This is a genomic window from Neobacillus jeddahensis (genome assembly GCF_000612625.1).
In the GTDB taxonomy this organism is placed as follows: Bacteria; Bacillota; Bacilli; order Bacillales; family Cytobacillaceae; genus Neobacillus; species Neobacillus jeddahensis.
In genome coordinates, this window is the sequence record NZ_CCAS010000079.1 from 1 (window position 1) to 17,483 (window position 17,483).

20 protein-coding genes and 2 pseudogenes are annotated in these 17,483 nt (G+C 37.1%); 13 read left to right on the top strand and 9 right to left on the bottom strand.

The window, feature by feature from the left end; translation table 11 throughout:
- Positions 1–218: 218 nt before the first annotated feature.
- The 4 genes from TY15_RS20955 to TY15_RS20970 form a co-directional block, all read right to left on the bottom strand.
- Complete coding sequence (locus TY15_RS20955; RefSeq protein WP_040203356.1) at positions 219–1,226, bottom strand: DUF3231 family protein; 1,008 nt, start codon at positions 1,224–1,226, stop codon at positions 219–221.
- A 168-nt stretch (positions 1,227–1,394) separates the two neighbouring features.
- Positions 1,395–1,991: a class I SAM-dependent methyltransferase gene (locus TY15_RS20960; RefSeq protein WP_040203357.1), complete on the bottom strand. Its 597-nt coding sequence runs from the start codon at positions 1,989–1,991 to the stop codon at positions 1,395–1,397.
- Between the two features lie 153 nt (positions 1,992–2,144).
- Positions 2,145–3,143, bottom strand: a complete 999-nt coding sequence (locus tag TY15_RS20965; protein WP_040203359.1) for an NADP-dependent oxidoreductase — start codon at positions 3,141–3,143, stop codon at positions 2,145–2,147.
- A gap of 26 nt (positions 3,144–3,169) precedes the next feature.
- On the bottom strand, positions 3,170–3,520 hold the full coding sequence (locus TY15_RS20970) for an ArsR/SmtB family transcription factor (RefSeq protein ID WP_040203361.1): 351 nt from the start codon (positions 3,518–3,520) through the stop codon (positions 3,170–3,172).
- Between the two features lie 157 nt (positions 3,521–3,677).
- On the opposite strand from TY15_RS20970, the pseudogene TY15_RS25035 reads away from it, so the two are divergent.
- A pseudogene (locus TY15_RS25035) lies at positions 3,678–3,871 on the top strand (N-acetyltransferase); the annotation flags it as partial.
- Between the two features lie 165 nt (positions 3,872–4,036).
- On the opposite strand, the gene TY15_RS24480 reads toward TY15_RS25035, so the two are convergent.
- Positions 4,037–4,192 carry a hypothetical protein gene (locus TY15_RS24480; protein WP_157042280.1) on the bottom strand — a complete coding sequence of 52 codons (156 nt, stop codon included), beginning with the start codon at positions 4,190–4,192 and terminating at the stop codon, positions 4,037–4,039.
- Positions 4,193–4,468: 276 nt separating this feature from the next.
- Between TY15_RS24480 and TY15_RS20975 the strand changes: the two genes are divergently transcribed.
- From TY15_RS20975 to TY15_RS20980, 3 genes are all read left to right on the top strand, one after another.
- A complete protein-coding gene (locus TY15_RS20975) occupies positions 4,469–4,657 on the top strand; it encodes a hypothetical protein (protein WP_040203362.1) in 189 nt (62 codons plus the stop codon).
- Positions 4,658–4,767: 110 nt separating this feature from the next.
- Positions 4,768–4,929 carry a hypothetical protein gene (locus TY15_RS24485; protein WP_179301686.1) on the top strand — a complete coding sequence of 54 codons (162 nt, stop codon included), beginning with the start codon at positions 4,768–4,770 and terminating at the stop codon, positions 4,927–4,929.
- Between the two features lie 86 nt (positions 4,930–5,015).
- Complete coding sequence (locus TY15_RS20980; RefSeq protein WP_244440975.1) at positions 5,016–5,372, top strand: hypothetical protein; 357 nt, start codon at positions 5,016–5,018, stop codon at positions 5,370–5,372.
- A 541-nt stretch (positions 5,373–5,913) separates the two neighbouring features.
- On the opposite strand, the gene TY15_RS20990 is transcribed toward TY15_RS20980, so the two are convergent.
- Positions 5,914–6,177 carry a hypothetical protein gene (locus tag TY15_RS20990; RefSeq protein WP_040203365.1) on the bottom strand — a complete coding sequence of 88 codons (264 nt, stop codon included), beginning with the start codon at positions 6,175–6,177 and terminating at the stop codon, positions 5,914–5,916.
- Positions 6,178–6,767: 590 nt separating this feature from the next.
- Between TY15_RS20990 and TY15_RS24760 the strand changes: the two genes are divergently transcribed.
- Positions 6,768–6,911 carry a hypothetical protein gene (locus TY15_RS24760; protein ID WP_179301688.1) on the top strand — a complete coding sequence of 48 codons (144 nt, stop codon included), beginning with the start codon at positions 6,768–6,770 and terminating at the stop codon, positions 6,909–6,911.
- 287 nt (positions 6,912–7,198) lie between these two features.
- On the opposite strand, the gene TY15_RS20995 is transcribed toward TY15_RS24760, so the two are convergent.
- Positions 7,199–8,392 (bottom strand): tetracycline resistance MFS efflux pump, encoded by a 1,194-nt coding sequence (locus TY15_RS20995; protein WP_040203367.1) that lies wholly within the window; start codon positions 8,390–8,392, stop codon positions 7,199–7,201.
- A 99-nt stretch (positions 8,393–8,491) separates the two neighbouring features.
- Entirely contained in the window at positions 8,492–8,938 is a 447-nt protein-coding gene (locus TY15_RS21000) for a MarR family transcriptional regulator (protein WP_040203369.1), read from the bottom strand.
- 613 nt (positions 8,939–9,551) lie between these two features.
- Here TY15_RS21000 and vanR-A point away from each other — a divergent pair.
- The 8 genes and pseudogenes from vanR-A to TY15_RS21035 all read left to right on the top strand — a co-directional run bounded on the left by vanR-A (position 9,552) and on the right by TY15_RS21035 (position 16,541).
- Positions 9,552–10,247 (top strand): vancomycin resistance response regulator transcription factor VanR-A, encoded by a 696-nt coding sequence (gene vanR-A / locus TY15_RS21005; RefSeq protein WP_040203614.1) that lies wholly within the window; start codon positions 9,552–9,554, stop codon positions 10,245–10,247.
- Complete coding sequence (vanS, locus tag TY15_RS21010; protein ID WP_074432851.1) at positions 10,225–11,397, top strand: vancomycin resistance histidine kinase VanS; 1,173 nt, start codon at positions 10,225–10,227, stop codon at positions 11,395–11,397. Before vanR-A ends, vanS begins: the two co-directional genes overlap by 23 nt.
- 213 nt (positions 11,398–11,610) lie before the next feature.
- Positions 11,611–12,579: a D-lactate dehydrogenase VanH gene (gene vanH / locus TY15_RS21015; RefSeq protein WP_074432853.1), complete on the top strand. Its 969-nt coding sequence runs from the start codon at positions 11,611–11,613 to the stop codon at positions 12,577–12,579.
- Positions 12,572–13,603 carry a D-alanine--(R)-lactate ligase gene (gene vanA, locus TY15_RS21020; protein ID WP_040203371.1) on the top strand — a complete coding sequence of 344 codons (1,032 nt, stop codon included), beginning with the start codon at positions 12,572–12,574 and terminating at the stop codon, positions 13,601–13,603. Before vanH ends, vanA begins: the two co-directional genes overlap by 8 nt.
- Positions 13,604–13,608: 5 nt before the next feature.
- Complete coding sequence (vanX, locus tag TY15_RS21025; RefSeq protein ID WP_040203373.1) at positions 13,609–14,217, top strand: D-Ala-D-Ala dipeptidase VanX; 609 nt, start codon at positions 13,609–13,611, stop codon at positions 14,215–14,217.
- A gap of 25 nt (positions 14,218–14,242) precedes the next feature.
- Positions 14,243–14,413 (top strand): annotated as a pseudogene (locus TY15_RS25405) (D-Ala-D-Ala carboxypeptidase VanY); the annotation flags it as partial.
- 15 nt (positions 14,414–14,428) lie between these two features.
- Positions 14,429–14,971: a VanZ family protein gene (locus tag TY15_RS21030; RefSeq protein ID WP_042375465.1), complete on the top strand. Its 543-nt coding sequence runs from the start codon at positions 14,429–14,431 to the stop codon at positions 14,969–14,971.
- Positions 14,972–15,524: 553 nt separating this feature from the next.
- A complete protein-coding gene (locus TY15_RS21035) occupies positions 15,525–16,541 on the top strand; it encodes a DUF1835 domain-containing protein (protein WP_040203374.1) in 1,017 nt (338 codons plus the stop codon).
- A 222-nt stretch (positions 16,542–16,763) separates the two neighbouring features.
- Here the strand turns inward: TY15_RS21035 and TY15_RS21040 are convergent, their stop codons facing one another.
- The gene (locus tag TY15_RS21040) at positions 16,764–17,198 is read right to left on the bottom strand and encodes a hypothetical protein (RefSeq protein WP_040203375.1); all 435 of its coding nucleotides are present in this window, start codon (positions 17,196–17,198) and stop codon (positions 16,764–16,766) included.
- Positions 17,199–17,483 lie beyond the last annotated feature (285 nt).

Here is a 17,483-nt window from a genome sequence, read left to right on the forward strand (position 1 = left end):
ACCAATAGGGCTCGGTCAACCTCATTCTGGTCAATTTAATGATCATTGTTTTTATGAACCAAAACCTGGAACATGTGATAGTGTTTACAGAAGAAAAGCTTACTCTTTGAGCAAGCTTTTATAGTATTTATCATTATCCAAATAGATGGGCGATGGCGATTTCCACTCCAAGCGGCTCGGGAGATCTGATTGGTGCAAGAAGGATTGAGTGTTAATCATTACCTTTTTGCCAACTCATCTCGATCAGGAGCCATTGGCGGCTGTTCCAACCATCCGTTTTCAATCATTATTTTAGCTCCATCCGCTGCAAAATTGGCTATTTCAGCAGAAAGCCTGACATAGTGTAAACCTAAATCTCTTCTAGGACTCATGGCCATACTTGCACCATAGAATCCTATACTTATGGCAATAAGGGATGTAGTAAAAAACATCATCAATTTATCAGAAAAGGTAAAAGCGGTTGATTCGGTTACCCCAGTATCCCATTTCTCAGGAACAGGAAGGTCACCCTCTTTAAGAATAGAGTCAAAAACCTGACAATGCTTTGTAGCAATGTCTTTTCCTCTTACCATGAAATTAGCAACCTCTTTTGACTGAGCAACCTGACTAAATCCTAATAAGGTCGTGACTCCAAATGCATTTCTTTGATAATTAACAAAGAGATTTGTAATTTCAGTACCAGCTAAGGGTCTTTTTTCTCCAAAAAATCCTTTAAGGAAACTTTGTTTTTTAACAAAATCAATATCCTCAGGAATAGGAATATAGGGAGACCTGATATAAAGACCTTTAGATAATAAAAGCTCAGTTATCTTTCTAAAAGTTGTAGTTACTTGTGAAATACACTCACTAAAAAAACTATATACATCTGCTCTAACAGATATGGACAGATTGAAGCAGTATCCTTGCAAAGCAATTTGCGCTGCTTGATGGAGGTAATACAGTATATAAGAATCTGAATATAATCTAGGAGCAGTTAGATCAACATCCTTATTAAGGTTAAATCCATATGGTATCGGATATTTTTCCTTATTGAAAATCTCAGTGATCGTTTTAAGATTTCCTTGAGCAATATCAAAAGCCTGTTTGACTAATGCGCTAATCTCTTCATCCTTCTCTATGTTGATAAAGTATTTTAATTTACATGAAATCGCACTATCATTGATATAGGATGTCCAAAGAGCCGTAATCTCTGCTGATGTAAGGCCCACCCGATTTTCTGCAGCCATAAGTTATACCCCCAGAAAAATATTTTTCTTATTATCTCCCATCATTACATGTAATATGTAGTACCGCACGTAAGAAATTAGACCAATGACGGTTCACAAGGTCAAATGCCAATCCCCTGATTTGAATGGTTCTTTTTTAAAGAATGTGTGAACTAAGAAAGAAAAACATCACTTTATACTACTGGATATAAACATTGAGGCATCTTGATTCATAAAAATCCGATTGCCATGATAGAAGGTCTTCATTACAATTGAGTTAAATCCAACTTCGGATAATCTATTTTTCAGTTCTTCATGCGAAAAACCGTTATGAACTTTCGGATGACTTATTTTATCATTTTTGTCAAAATCAATAATCAGTAGCTTGCCACCCTTATTTAAAATGTTGAACAATTCTTGTAAGATTTTTTTAGTATCCGGAATATGAAGAAGGACTAGTGACAGTAAAACAATGTCTGCCTTAAGTTCAGGAGTTTCTTGAGTAAAATCTGAATAAAGTACTTTTGAGTTGGTCATTCCTTTGTGAGAAATTTTAGCCTTCGCCACTTCCAACATTTGTTTTGATGAATCTACCAACAAAATAGAATCAACTAAATCGGATAATTCTAAACTAATGAGACCAGTACCACTCCCATAGTCTATTAAAGATTTTGATTTACTATTTCGTAATTCTGGTCTTACTTCCTTAACAATCACTTTCGCTAATTCCATTCTTTCTTCTGTATCATATCTATTTGCCATCTGTTCAAAAACGTTATTCTCCATATGCTCCTCCTATTTATTAAAAATTTAAGCTACATTGTGGTCATTATAACAAAAGGCTCCATTTTGAAAAGAGATTGATTAAAAGGGAGTGACTTTTATAGAAATATTAAAAAAAATGGAAGGTTAGGAAATATTTTTTGCTTCGTTTGACAACTATCTGATTTTTACTATTATTTTCCCTTTCGCCCTTCCTGATTCCGCATATTCCATCGCCTTTTGAGCATCTTCAAAAGGGAAAACCCGATCAATTATAGGTTTGATTTTGCCAGATTCAATAAAGTCTGCAATGATACGTAATTGTTCACCACTTGGCTTCATAAACAAAAACGTATATTGAACATGATGCTTTTTCTCAAGCGCCGTAAGTTTACGACTTGCTGCTGCAAACAACAACGTTTTAAAAAATCCGGAACCATATTCTTTACCAAAGCGAGCATTCGGTAATCCCGAAACGGAAACAATTTTTCCTCCGTCTTTTATAATTTCGAATGATTTTTCGAGTGTTTCGCCCCCAAGTGTATCAAATACGGCATCATAATTATGCAGGATCTCTTCAAATTTTTCTGTCTTGTAATTGATCATTTTATCTGCACCAAGAGATTTTACTAAATTCTCACCTGCCACACTTGCAGTCGTTGCAACTGTGGCACCCATTAATTTGGCCAGTTGAATCGCAAAGGTACCGACACCACCAGACCCAGCATGAATCAAAATCTTTTCTCCTTTTTGTAATTGCAGGACATCATGTAGGGCTTGATAAGTAGTTAGCCCAACTAGTGGGATCGATGCTGCTTCTTCAAAGCTTAAATTTTTAGGCTTTAGAGCGATGTCATCTTCATGAATGGCGATATATTCAGCAAACGTACCGATTTTACTCTTTCGTGGACGTGCATATATTTCGTCACCCACTTTAAAATGAGTCACTTTTGCTCCAACCTTTGCGACGACACCAGAAAAGTCATTCCCTAAGATAAGAGGCATCTTATATTTAACTAATAATTTCACTTTCCCATCACGTATCTTAAAATCAACAGGATTAATACTAGCTGCATGAATTTCAGCGAGTACCTCATATTCACCCATTTCAGGTGTGGGCATTTCTGCCAAACGAATGGGAACTTTCCCGTACTGATCAATTACCATTGCTTTCATAGCCTATACCTCCAAATAATGTGTGTTTATTTTTCATCATTTCCATAAAATTTCTGCATGAACGTATCAATATCCAACATAAGCGATCTTAATAAACCTAATTCTGTATGAACATTAATATAATAAAAGTTTTTTGTCCCTTCTTTACGCATTAAAATAACACCGGCATCTCGTAAAACTTTCAGATGATGGGACACAGCAGGTCGAGAAAGATGGGTTTGTTCCGTGATTTCACCCACACGTAATCCTGTTTGGCAATCCGTCCCCATTAGCACTAAAAGAATAGATTGCCGTGTTTCATCCCCAATTGCCAGAAGAACTTTTTGACAATTAATAAAATCCTCTTTGATTCTATTTAGTTGGTCCTGTTTATTCATTCAGTCAAATACCTCCAACATTTGTTTAATGGTTTAAGTTGATGAACCATATCACTGAATATAACCATATACGATTGTAATGTTGGGTGCAATATTGAGAAAGCAAATCGAGACGAATACAGCTTAGAGGGGAAGCATCATTCTGCATACAGAAATAATCCTAAGAGGGGTATGTAGGAATTGGTTGGAGATTTATACTGTTATTTTAAATGAGGATAAAAGAAATTCTGGGTATCAGAGATTGAGAAAATTGCTTTGGATAAAAAATGTGATTTCATTAAAGTAGATACTTTGAGTTTTCAAGCATTAGATTTCTATAAAAAGAATGGCTATAAAGAGTTAAAGAAGTGATGGCTGGGGCGTTTTTTTGTTGTCCTAACGAAAGGGATAATTGAAGAAGGGATGAAAAAACAGAAGGACAGATTAAACTAACCTGTCCTTTGATTGATGGGATAGAAAAGATCATTTCTTATCTAAAAATGTACAATACGTAGGCACCGTTACTTTTGACTAGCGTTAAACTTCATCCTCCCGCTTGGTGACTACTTTTTCAAAACCACATCGGTTACATATAAACCAAGTCGCAATATATCCCCATCCATCAGGTCGCTGACTTGTTTCTTCATAAACATGACCTTTTAATTTACAGATGATTTTCGCTAAAATACCCATCATAAAAACCTCCTTCAATTAAAAGTTGAGTGTTTATACTTTTTTATCTTATGCTCCAATGCTTGTCATCTTTGTTTTAAGTTTTCACTACAATCATTACAAAAAATTAAATTTACTGTACTGGCCCTATTTTCTTCGCATACAACTTATAACAAATTGATTCCCCTTATGCTCGACTAAAAAAATAAGTTGACCGGCATTTACAATTAAAAATTCATAGAAAAGTGCGACCATCAGGAAGGATAAATGTTAATATTTAGTAAAGGGGGCAGTTGTATGGAAGAGGAAAATAAACCATTTAACGATGTTGTTGACCACTTTAACAAGATTGAAGGTAATGCCACAAGCCCACGAAATGCAAAATTAAATAAATTGCCAAAACCAATAAAATATGTAGGGTATTTTATAATTGGTTTTATTTCTATATCAATTGTGTTAACAATTATATTAAATTTATTAGATTAATTGATCATTCTCCAACTAACAGGTGTAAGGATCAAACTACAAAGGTATTGTAAAAAAAACTTAAATTTGTAATATAATAGAAGTAACTCGTTAATTAGTCTGGAGGTGCTATGATGATTTGGATTTATATATTTACACCTATCATTATATTGTTTGGAATAGCCATTTATTTGGACAAAAAATCTGGGGCGACTTCACCAGATGAAAGAACAGCTGATAAGTTAGAGGAATATCCACCAGAAAATCCTTTCGGACCCAATAATCCTTTTTGACCTTTAAATGATTCAAATACAACTTTTCAAAGACATTGTGAAGGATTATTAACCAAAAGGTCTATATTTGCAAAAGAGGGATATAATTGAAAAACAAAAAAAATTTTATTTTCGCTATAATATTTGTATTTGTTCTAATGACTTTATCGGGCTGCTCAACTGACCAATCATCTGCCAAGTGGGCTTATTCATTTGTGGTTTGGGATGGCTATATTTATAAAGTCAGTGATGAATATGTAAACGAAGTAAATGGCGAAATTGGTGAAGTAACAAAACATTCGGATATAGAAGACACGTACAAAGGAAATTTCTCGAACGAATATGAAAAAGGTACAAAATACTACTCCATAAAAGGAATAAGTACAGAAGAAGCCATTGCCATTAAAGAAAAAGATGGACAGTTTAGAAAAGCAGTTAGAGATGGGAAATACGGTGAGAAATAACGCAATATAGGAAAGGGAACGCCTTAAAAAAGGGGTGTAAAAAGTTAGTTTATTGTTTGCATTGATGTTGCTATTTTCAATTAACGGTATAAGCGCTAGTACTGCACCAAAGGACGATGCGTTAACAGTAGTTATAAGTTTTGTGAGAGCTCAAAAAAGTTGTAACACGGACATGATGTTGAAGTATCTGCGGTATTACCGGAAAATAGCAAATATTAAGGAAATGTATACTGAGTTTTGTCGAAGAAATCTACTATAGCAGGCCAAGATCACTGATCTTAGCTTAGTCAATGAAGATACAGCTTTGGTGTCCATTCAATTTACCTTTTAAGGATATGGTGAATGTAAAAAACACCCCTGTCATTATCGAAAAACCTGAAAACACACGCAAAAATGCAAATCAATTTGTTGAACAATTTGCACCTCCCTTTGTAGTGGTCTTTGAAAAAATAAAATGGCTTCGTTCACTTGAACTAAGTCATTTTTTAAAATCCCCCTCTTTGTCAAATTTAACAAAAGTGGGGGATTTTCTGGATTTCATTTAAAATCTCTGCCTGGATATACCAAGCAATTCTGTGACTTTTTGTTTTAACTCATCAAAATCAGGATGGCTCTTCATAATGAATTTAAATAGTCTGTCTAGGGCATCAAATGAGTTGATTCTAGATACTTCGCGTTTTAATTCTCTTGCTTCTTCTTCAACTTTAATTTCATTGTCCAGTAAAAAGTAAATGTCTTCTTTTCTCATTTCTCTTTTGGTTTGCTCTTGTATTTCTTCTTGTATTTCCTTAAATGCATCAGTCATTTGAAACACCTCCACCATTTTTTGTTGAACTTCTCTTGAAACAATTGTATTTGTTAAGCCTATTATAGCACCAATAATGTATCCTCGATCTTCCTTTAATTTACTGGCAAGATCCACAGTTTGAAGGGCCCGTTAACTGGTAGATGCCGAATTTTACAAATGCACATTTACATAAACCACTCTTCAACTAACATTGTGATGGATTGTCAACACTAAACTAGACAGTTTTCTTAAGGTGCATAAGTTTGTATTCCACTGGACTTAGATAATCTAAAGTATCATGAATGCGTAGGTGGTTAAATGGATAGATGAGCTAATGAAATATGCTCTATCTATCCTTTTTTGGTACTCTCTTGTTGAAACCAAGGGTTTCCTTAAGGACTTTAAGGCAGTAATTTAATATATTGAGAATCGCCAAGGATAATTGTCCATTTCTTATAATTCATTAAAGATAATCTAAGGTTTGTAAAAAAATTCATTTACACTAAATGGCTTCACTAGATTTGTTTAACTAAGAGAAATTTAGTTTTACAGAATTATCCAAGTTGGATTATTATTAATTTAGTATATTGAGTGAAGAAGGTGTGTAAATGGATTTACTAGTTGGTTTTTTAGTGTTTGCAGGTATTTTTGCGTTATATGATGCCTTGAGAAAAGTGAATAATAATATCTTGGACCAAACAGAAGAGATAAAAAAATTACATGAAGAATTAGCAAAGCATAATAAAAATTAGAATTTTTTCCTTCAACAAACGGGTGTTAAAGCAAAAGAAGGATCGCTTCGGCGGTCTTTTTTCTGGCCGATAGGAAAGTATAACTTTCCTATCAGGCATAAGTGTAACTACGCCTCTGTCTTCGCCCTTAGGGGCTTGCCAATCTGCGAGTTTTCTTTATTAGTACTGGAAATGAGCACATTATTCCAGACTCAAAGAGTACAAATTTCGCCTTGTAATTCGGCTCATTTCGAAATGCCTGGACCGTTACGGAGTCCACATTCTTCCCGATATTTTTGACTTTGAATCTAACGATGTTGTTTTGATAAAACAAAAGCAGATACTCCGATCAATAGTACCCCCATGATGGCTGGAGTGGTATGGCTGACGATTGAATACAACTGTCCGCCAATAATCGGTCCAATCACTCGAGCTAGAGATTGAATGCTTTGAGAACCACCTAGGATACGGCCTTGTTCGCTGGCGCTAACAGATTTTGAAAGCATCCCATTAAAGGATGGACCAAAGATAGAATCACCGAGTCCAAAGAAAATCATCCCTATGATAAAGACTGGATAAAACGCTGTAAATGCTGAAACCGCAACAAAGATATAACCGATAATTTCACCTATCATCCCTAAAAGAGCGATTTTTTTATCCGTCAAAAATATAAGTAATCGTGGCATAATGATTGCTTGTGAGAAGATGTCAAGCACTCCAATTATTGAAAATGTCAGACCGATAAATACAGGCTGCCATGCAAATGTATCGATTGAAAATTGAGAGAAAATAGCTTGTAATGATCCATTAGGTATCCAAATTAGGAATCCAGCAATCAGTAGCCATTTAACAGATTTAAAGGAAAAAACGTTTGATAGTTGTATAAATGGATTAAGATGTTTAGCGGAAATGTGTGATGCGCGTCTAGACTTTTCAAGGCTCTCAGGCATAAAGAAATATCCATATATGGCATTGAGCAATGTGATGACGGCGCCGGCATACATAGGGACACTATTCCCGAGAGTTGCAAGTGCACCTCCGATTGTAGGACCGAGAGCAGTGCCAACTCCAACAATAGCACTAATCCAACCAAAGTATTTAGTGCGTTCACTGGAAGGCGTGATATCGGCAAAGTAAGCAAGAATCGCTGAAATTTCGCCGCCTGTCAACCCTTCAATGATACGTCCAAGGAAGAGAATCCAAAGTGCCCCTCCAAGACCAAAAATAAAGTAGCCAAGAGCAGAACCGAGTAGGCTAATAATCAATACTGGACGACGACCATATCTGTCACTTAATGCGCCTAAGACGGGTGCAGCCAAGAATACAGAAAGTGCGTATATAGAAGTAAGCAATGTTACTGCAGTAGCCTGACTGCTTGGATTGCTAGTATAAGATTTTACTAAAAAAGGCAAAACAGGGCTGACGATAGTCAATCCCAGACCAGTTAAAAAGACTGAGATCAACCCAAATGTTAGCGCGTGTTTATTGATTGAAGTATCCATCATATTTCTCCTTCGGAATTATTGTTTCTATGTCAACAAAATAAGTTTACTCTTTTATTGTTTCCTCGTCAACAATAAAACGAAATAAAAAAACACCACTTACTCAGTGATATTTTTCAAATGATGCCTGTATCGACCAATGAAACGAAAAATAGTGTCAAATTCGTCAGCGGTCATATGTTTAAATACTTCTTTGTCACGGTCGAGAAACGACCGATGTAATTCTTGATGGACATGATGTATTTTTTGCCCAATAGTTGTTAATCGGAAATAGATCTCTTTTTTATTTGTAGCATGTTGATAATTTTCAATCATATTTTTAGCTATCAGCTTCTTGGTGAGCTTGCTTATAGCGCCACGGGTCATATAGCTTGCAGCCGCAAGTTTTGTTACGTTTGCATTTGGGATGAGGGCGATTTTTTCGATCAATTCTATCTCATTCAATGTAAAGCCATTTAAAGCTGATTCTAGTTCAGGTTTATTAAGCCAGGTGATTTCATTGCATAAATCCATAAGTTCACTCATTAACTGCTGTCTTTTATCCATGATAGCTCCCTCCTGATTTATATACAGTATACCCAGATTTTGTTTCCCTCGCAACAAAGCGTAACGAATGCCCACTTAGTTAGAACGAGATAATAATTATATAAAAAATTTATGACCATGGAGAATTAAGTAGTGCATTAAAGTTGCATAAAACCCTACTATGATATATATCAACTTCTAGGACTTCTTCCAAAGCTAAAAACGTTGACTTATAGGCGGTGTATAAAATTATGCATAAACTTTTGAAACAGACATGCTGAAACCCCTTGAGTGCCAAGGGGTTTTGTGTTTTGGAACTTCTGGAAATTTTTCATTATGTAAACTGAATTTGTATAGAGCATTCATCCAAGGAAGTTTTTTTGAACAAATAATAAACAATATTTACAAAAAAATCGCTTTTTCAAATGCCCTTTTATTACAATAGACTCAAATAGGAAAATTGACACAATGAGGAGCGACAATACATTGAGCAAATTAACACTACAAGAAGTAGAATGACATTTATGAAAATCAGCGGATATCCTACGTCGATCTGTGGATTCCAGTGGTTATATATATATTTTGAAAAGATTCCGATTGAAAAAAGCAAATCCATAAAGGAGAGTTGATAATGATGAGCGATAAAATACTGGTTGTGGACGATGAACATGAAATTGCCGATTTGGTTGAGCTATACTTAAAAAACGAGAATTATACGGTTTTAAAATACTATACCGCCAAAGAAGCGTTGGAATGTATAGACAAGACCGAGCTTGACCTTGCCATATTGGACATCATGCTTTCCGGTGCAAGCGGCCTTACTATCTGCCAAAAAATAAGGGACAAGCACACCTATCCAATTATCATGCTGACCGCGAAAGATACGGAGGTAGATAAAATTACAGGGCTAACAATTGGTGCGGACGATTATATAACGAAGCCCTTTCGCCCACTAGAGTTAATTGCGCGGGTCAAGGCGCAATTGCGCCGATACAAAAAATACAATGGAGTAACGGAGCAAAACGAAAATGTTATCGTCCACTCCGGCCTTGTTATTAATATAAACACGCATGAGTGTTTTCTGAACGAGAAGCCGTTACCCCTCACTCCCACCGAGTTTTCAATCCTGCGCATCCTCTGTGAAAACAAGGGAAATGTGGTCAGTTCTGAGCAGCTATTTCATGAGATATGGGGCGACGAATATTTCAACAAGAGCAATAACACTATCACCGTGCATATTCGACATCTGCGCGAAAAAATGAACGACACCATTGATAATCCGAAGTATATCAAAACGGTATGGGGGGTTGGCTATAAAATTGAAAAATGAAAGTATGATTAAAAAACCCGATTATTTCAAACTAAAACGAAAGCTCTACCTATATATCGTTGTGATTGTTATGGCAGCCATTGTATTCGTGTTATTTTTGCGTTTATTTTTCCGGGGGAAACTTGGGGAGTGGATCGTACGTTTTTTGGAAAACGGTTATGACTTAGATCGTCAGGACGCGATGAAAATATATCAGTATACCATAAGGAATAATATAGAAATCTTTATTTATGTGGCGACTGCCATTAGTATTCTTATTCTATGCCGCGTCATGCTTGCAAAATTCGCAAAATACTTTGACGAGGTAAATACCGGCATTGATATACTGATTCAGAACGAAGATAAACAAATTGAGCTTTCTGCGGAAATGGAATTCATGGAACAGAAGCTCAACACATTAAGACGGACTCTGGAAAAGCGAGAGCAGGATGCTAAGCTGGCCGAACAAAGAAAAAATGACGTTGTAATGTACTTGGCACACGATATTAAAACGCCCCTTACATCCGTTATCGGTTATCTGAGCCTGCTTGACGAGGCGCCAGACATGCCGCTAGAGCAAAAGGCAAAGTATGTGCATATCACGTTGGACAAAGCGTATCGTCTCGAACAGCTAATCGATGAGTTTTTTGAGATTACGCGGTATAACCTCCAAACGATTACGCTCACGAAAAAGCACATAGACCTATACTATATGCTGGTGCAGATGACCGATGAATTTTATCCCCAGCTTTCCGCGAATGGAAAACGGGCGGTTATCCATGCTTCCGAGGATTTGACCGTATCCGGCGACCCTGATAAGCTGGCGAGGGTCTTTAACAACATTTTGAAAAACGCTGCTGCATACAGCGAGGCGGGCAGCGTCATTGACATTACGGCGGGTCTCTCCGGGGGTATGGTGTCTATCGTTTTCAAGAACGTTGGAAGCATTCCTAAAGATAAGCTCGCTGCCATATTTGAAAAGTTTTACAGGCTGGACGATGCCCGGTCTTCCGATACGGGCGGCGCGGGACTTGGATTGGCGATTGCAAAAGAGATCATTGTTCAGCATGGCGGGGGGATTTACGCGGAAAGTAATGATTACTACACAACGTTTACGGTAGAGCTTCCGGCCTTTCCAGATCTGGTTGAAAAAGAGGTTCCGAATAAATGAATATCGTTTCTTAGGAAAATCTTAAGGTCATCTTTACTTTTTCTTAGGAAATTAACAATTTAATATTAAAAAACGGCTCGTTCTTACGCGGTAGACTTAAAACCGTAAGAACGAGCTTTTTTCGTTTCGCCAGAGAAAGATAGGACAAGTTTACCGCGATTGGCATCCCCGTTTTCTTATTGGTGCCTTTTGGAGAAAGGAATGGGCTTAATTATGAAAAACATCGGCATTACCGTTTATGGATGCGATCAGGACGAGGCAGATGCATTCCGTGTCCTGTCGCCGCGCTTTGGCGTTAGGCCCTCGATCATTAACGCCGACGTGTGGGAATCCAACGCTATATCCTACCCTTACAATCAATGTATAAGCGTGGGGCACAAATCCGAGGTTTCCGCGTCTATACTTCTTGCACTGAAGAGAGCCGGTGTGAAATATATCTCTACCCGAAGCATCGGCTTCAATCATATAGATACAACTGCTGCTAAGAGAATGGGCATCACGGTCGGCAATGTGGCGTATTCGCCGGATAGCGTTGCCGATTATACCATGATGCTGATGCTTATGACAGTACGCAACGCGAAATCTATTTTGCACTCTGTGGAAAGACATGATTTCAGGCTGGACAGCGTCCGTGGCAAGGTACTGGGCGACATGACAGTTGGCGTGGTAGGAACGGGCCATATAGGCAAAGCGGTTATGGAGCGGCTGCGAGGATTTGGATGTCAAGTTCTGGCTTATAATCGCAGCCAAAGCATAGAGGCAAACTATGTCTCTTTTGATGAGTTGTTGCAAAATAGCGATATCGTTACGCTTCACGTGCCGCTGGGTGTGGATACACGCCATCTCATCGGCCACGAACAAATAAGGAGAATGAAGCAAGGCGCGTTTATTATCAATACCGGGCGCGGTGCGCTTATAGATACCGATGCGCTGATTAAAGCATTGGAAAACGGAAAACTGGGCGGTGCCGCATTGGATGTATTGGAAGGAGAGGAAGGGATTTTCTACTTTGATTGCACACAAAAACCAATTGATAATCAATTTTTACTGAAACTTCAAAGGCTGCAAAACGTGATAATCACGCCGCATACGGCTTACTATACCAAACAGGCGTTGCGTGATACCGTTGAAAAAACAATCAAAAACTGTTTGGAATTTGAAAGGAGCTTGGCACATGGATAGAGTAAAAGTTGCAATCCTGTTTGGCGGTTGTTCAGAGGAGCATGACGTGTCGGTAAAATCCGCAATAGAGATCGCCGCTAACATTGACAAAGAAAAATACGAGCCGTTCTACATTGGAATTTCAAAATCCGGTGTTTGGAAAATATGCGAAAAACCGTGCGCGGAATGGGAAAACGGCAATTGCTGTTCTGCCGTGCTCTCGCCGGATAAAAAAATGCACGGATTGCTTGTGAAAAAAAACCATGAATATGAAATCCACCACGTTGATGTTGTATTTTCGGCTTTGCACGGCAAGTCGGGTGAAGATGGAGCCATACAAGGTCTGTTTGAATTGTCCGGTATCCCCTATGTGGGCTGCGATATTCAAAGCTCCGCGATTTGTATGGACAAATCGCTGACATACATCGTTGCGAAAAACGCTGGCATAGCTACTCCTGAATTTTGGGTTATTAATAAAGACGATAGGCCGGTGGCAGATACGTTTACCTATCCTGTTTTTGTTAAGCCGGCGCGTTCAGGCTCATCCTTTGGTGTGAAAAAAGTCAATGGAGCAGATGAATTGGACACCGCAATTGAATTGGCAAGACAATATGACAGCAAAATCTTAATTGAGCAGGCTATTTTGGGCTGTGAGGTCGGTTGTGCCGTATTGGGAAACAGTTCCGCTTTTGTTGTTGGCGAGGTGGACCAAATCAGGCTGCAGCACGGTATCTTTCGTATTCATCAGGAGGCCGAGCCGGAAAAAGGCTCTGAAAACGCGAGTATAACCATTCCCGCAGACCTGTCGGTAGAGGAGCGAGGACGGATACAGGAAACGGCAAAAAGAATATATAAGGCGCTCGGCTGTAGAGGTCTTTCCCGTGTTGATATGTTTTTACAAGATAACGGCCGCATTGTACTTAATGAAGTCAATACCCTGCCCGGTTTCACGTCATACAGCCGTTATCCCCGTATGATGGCCGCTGCAGGTATAACGCTTCCCGTACTGATTGACCGCCTGATCGTATTAGCGTTAAAGGGGTGATAAGCATGGAAAAAGGATTTACTTTTTTAGATGAAATAGTACACGGTGTTCGTTGGGACGCTAAATATGCTACATGGGATAATTTCACCGGAAAGCCGGTTGACGGATATGAAGTAAATCGCATTGTAGGAACATACGAGTTGGCCGACGCGCTTTTGAAGGTAAAAGAACTGGCTGCTATTCAAGGGTACGGATTGCTTCTATGGGACGGTTACCGTCCTAAGCGTGCTGTAAACTGTTTTTTGCAATGGGCTGCACAGCCGGAGGATGATCTGACAAAGGAAGGATATTATCCCAATATTGACCGAGCCGAGATGGTCTCAAAAGGATACGTGGCTTCCAAATCAAGCCATAGCCGCGGAAGCGCAATTGATCTTACACTTTATCGATTAGACACGGGTGAGCTTGTACCAATGGGGAGCGGATTTGATTTTATGGATGAACGCTCTCATCACGCGGCAAAAGGAATTTCAGGCAATGAAGTGCAAAATCGCAAACGTTTGCGTTCGATCATGGAAAACAGTGGGTTTGAAGCATATAGCTTCGAATGGTGGCACTATGTATTAAGAAACGAACCATACCCCCATAGTTATTTTGATTTTCCCATTAAATAAGCTTTTACCGGTTGCACGGACAACCTATACCATTTCAACTACTATAGATGGTGAAAAATATGAGATCTCTTATTACCCTGTAACCAAAGATATAACCATTCAAGTGCCTTCCAATCTTCGTTGGGAGATATCAGGCAACAATATGGATGGTGTAATGGTGACAGTGCTTCCCAGAACAACAGATACTAATCTCAGGGGGGAGGATGGCGGAATGAAAAAAACGAAAGTAATGAACAGAATTATTGTACTAGCACTATTTGTCTTTTATCTATACGCATTACTTAGAATCATTCTATTTAAGTTCCGCTGGAGAGATATGACCTTCCTCTGGTATCAACTTCAGAGGAATCTTGGGAACCCAGATAATCTCATGTACCAATTACAAAGAGGTAATTTTAGCCCGTTAAAAACAATATTCATTAATATTCAGAGTCTATCGGGGTGGCATGAATTAAGTAATTTGCTTGGGAATATCGCAGCGTTCATACCATTTGGAATGTTTCTTGTATTATTGTCTAAAAATAAAGGGTTGTCATTCATAGGCGTATTAGCTCGATCTTTGAGTTTAAGTTTATGCTTGGAATGCCTACAGGTTGTTTTTTCTATCGGAATTTTTGATGTCGATGATCTAATACTAAACACCTTTGGGGGATTGCTTGGCTATTGTGCTATCAAGCTTTATGACAAGGTTTATAGTAAATTTATAGTAAATACATCAAGCATTGTCCAAGATAGAGATATTGTTGAAAAATAGGAATTTAAAAATATCGAGGAAGGTGAACCTTACCTTAAATAACGGGTTCTCTTTTGAGGTGCAAAAGTAGAAATTTCAAATGAAATAACAAAAAAAGCAGGGCAATTCACAACGAATGCTCCTGCTTTTTAAATTCAGATTAAAACAACAATTTTTTATGAGTCCATAAAAAAATATGACAATGCTTTTTAGGTTGTCTTTAACTCAGGTTTTTTTATGAAACGGTAGATTAAATATACGATCAAACCAATAAAATACAATCCAGAAATAATACATAGATACGATAATCTAAAAACAACTATAAAAGCAGTGTGTTTCTGCATAATAACACTGCTTTTAGCACGTTTATAGGAATATTATGTAAAAATATTTTTAGTGGCTACTTCAACTAACGGGGAGTTTAGTTTAATAAATCTTAGGAAATTAATGGTAATATAGAAGGTGAATGTGTGGAGAGTGGCACTAATGAAGATAATGTTGGAGTTAATATGAATAATGCAAAATAACAGCGAATATACTCGTGACTTAATAAATAATAAGGTAGTGATCATTAATGGATGATGAATTAAAGCAGGTAATACAAAAATTAAGTTGCAGTAAAGCAAAAAGCCTATTGTTACATATGATGTATCGATTAAAAACTATAAAAGAATCGAATGATTCACAAGAAGAGATGATAGAAAAACTATATTTTTCACAAGATAGAATCCTTGGTGTGTTAAAAAACGAGAATCACTTCGAAAGAGAATATGAAACCGTACATATTGTATGTGGAGAATCTGCTGCGGGTTCTTTAAAAGTAGGTTTAGAGGGTGAGAATAAGGTGATTGGCTTTCCTGATTTCTTTGCTGTAGGTTCAATTTGGGAGCTTCATAAAGAAGTTGGACGTAACCGTAGATATGAATGGTTGAGAGATCATTTGATTTATCCAGATGATTTTATCGAGGAAGAGTATGAACGTAGGTTTAAAAACACTCTTTCAGAAATTGATGCTATACCTAGTCAAGTCCCAATTGTCATCTGGACTGCTGAAAACGCAAATGAACAAACGGGAGTATGCTATCTATTTTACTTGCTTAAAGAAAAAATAAATCAAATTTACCTTATAAATACAACAATTGCTTACCAGGAATTATTTAATACAAATGAATATCAGTATTTTTATTTGCATACTGGCGAGGTTGTGCCAGAGAAATTAAACGCTATCTATCAAAAAAAATTATCTAAGCCATTAACTGTTCAGGAAAGAACACAATTTGAAAAAGAATGGCTATCCCTATCCGATTCTAAAGGGGTTGTTCGAATTTGGGAGAATAATAAAATCAAAACAGTAAATGAAGATCACTTTGATGAAATGATTGTTACCACTGCCCAACAATTATATTCTAAACAAAAAGAGAAGGACTTTATGAAATCAGGTAGGATAATCGGGGAAGTGCTTGGTCTCCTAGATAATAATGTAGGTGATGCTTTTATAGAATATAGATTGAGGAGCTTAATATATAAGGGAGTTTTTGATATTAAGGGTATACCTAAAGGAATGAGGTATTACAGCGTGAAATTAAGGTAGAAACTGTTTGCAAATCGAACATCGATGTTTCATGCTCTCTAACGAATGCATTACTTCAATAACGAGGTGGTGCTATTTTTTTATTAAACCAATTTGTGTGTTTGTGAAGGTTGGCACTTAAACTAAAGGGTGAGATACTTCAATACCGAAGTTTCTCTTTTTCTTATTCAAGTAACGGGCAGGTTAGTAAAAAAATTATACCAAAAGTATAACAGCTCCATTTTAGGAGCTGTAAGGGTTTTTTCTTTCAAAATTTGAACTTGCTGAAATAGGTCTCCGAGTTTCAGCATCAAAAACCGTAGTGAGCATTTTTTTGCCATCCTCACTTACTGTTACAAATACATATACTTGTCTTTTAGGATGAAAACCTTCTCCACCAGTTCTTGATTCGCCGTACTCGTCAGCTTTGGACAGCACTTTGTTGATGTCTTTAAAATAAGTTTTTTCTCGAATATTTAATTTTGCATTTTTAAATTCAACATACCATTTTTTATCAAGTGAATTATAAAATGAATTTACATCTTGGAAATTCATTCCTGAATTATCAGGGTACTTACTCCAAGGCTCTGCATCAATTTTAGACTCGGCTAAAACTAACTGAACGTTTAAGGTGAATAGTGTTACTAATAGAAAAATAAGTGTAGTTATTTTTTTCATTTGAGAATCCCACCTTTTTTGATTATTATTTCGATAAATTAACTTTATATGTTAGAGAAATGATATTTCTTATGCAGGTTTGTGGAGGAAGGTATTTGTTAATTAAATAGAGAAGTATATTAAGGGAAAGATTTTTTTAAGGAATCAAACTCATATAAAAAGACAACTAAAAGAAGGGGGAAAAAATGGCTGAAAATGGTTATGAAAAACAACACTTGAGAAAGCTAATCGATTTTAGTTATGTCACGCTTGCATCTCTTTTTTCATTTATATTTTTATTAATTG

Bases quoted from the DNA above. Each gene is read 5' to 3' on its own strand.
- TY15_RS20955 (WP_040203356.1), bottom strand. From the start codon at position 1,226: ATGGCTGCAGAAAATCGGGTGGGCCTTACATCAGCAGAGATTACGGCT.
- TY15_RS20960 (WP_040203357.1), bottom strand. From the start codon at position 1,991: ATGGAGAATAACGTTTTTGAACAGATGGCAAATAGATATGATACAGAA.
- TY15_RS20965 (WP_040203359.1), bottom strand. From the start codon at position 3,143: ATGAAAGCAATGGTAATTGATCAGTACGGGAAAGTTCCCATTCGTTTG.
- TY15_RS20970 (WP_040203361.1), bottom strand. From the start codon at position 3,520: ATGAATAAACAGGACCAACTAAATAGAATCAAAGAGGATTTTATTAAT.
- TY15_RS24480 (WP_157042280.1), bottom strand. From the start codon at position 4,192: ATGGGTATTTTAGCGAAAATCATCTGTAAATTAAAAGGTCATGTTTAT.
- TY15_RS20975 (WP_040203362.1), top strand. From the start codon at position 4,469: ATGGAAGAGGAAAATAAACCATTTAACGATGTTGTTGACCACTTTAAC.
- TY15_RS24485 (WP_179301686.1), top strand. From the start codon at position 4,768: ATGATGATTTGGATTTATATATTTACACCTATCATTATATTGTTTGGA.
- TY15_RS20990 (WP_040203365.1), bottom strand. From the start codon at position 6,177: ATGACTGATGCATTTAAGGAAATACAAGAAGAAATACAAGAGCAAACC.
- TY15_RS24760 (WP_179301688.1), top strand. From the start codon at position 6,768: ATGGATTTACTAGTTGGTTTTTTAGTGTTTGCAGGTATTTTTGCGTTA.
- TY15_RS20995 (WP_040203367.1), bottom strand. From the start codon at position 8,392: ATGGATACTTCAATCAATAAACACGCGCTAACATTTGGGTTGATCTCA.
- TY15_RS21000 (WP_040203369.1), bottom strand. From the start codon at position 8,938: ATGGATAAAAGACAGCAGTTAATGAGTGAACTTATGGATTTATGCAAT.
- vanR-A (WP_040203614.1), top strand. From the start codon at position 9,552: ATGAGCGATAAAATACTGGTTGTGGACGATGAACATGAAATTGCCGAT.
- vanH (WP_074432853.1), top strand. From the start codon at position 11,611: ATGAAAAACATCGGCATTACCGTTTATGGATGCGATCAGGACGAGGCA.
- vanA (WP_040203371.1), top strand. From the start codon at position 12,572: ATGGATAGAGTAAAAGTTGCAATCCTGTTTGGCGGTTGTTCAGAGGAG.
- vanX (WP_040203373.1), top strand. From the start codon at position 13,609: ATGGAAAAAGGATTTACTTTTTTAGATGAAATAGTACACGGTGTTCGT.
- TY15_RS21030 (WP_042375465.1), top strand. From the start codon at position 14,429: ATGAAAAAAACGAAAGTAATGAACAGAATTATTGTACTAGCACTATTT.
- TY15_RS21035 (WP_040203374.1), top strand. From the start codon at position 15,525: ATGGATGATGAATTAAAGCAGGTAATACAAAAATTAAGTTGCAGTAAA.
- TY15_RS21040 (WP_040203375.1), bottom strand. From the start codon at position 17,198: ATGAAAAAAATAACTACACTTATTTTTCTATTAGTAACACTATTCACC.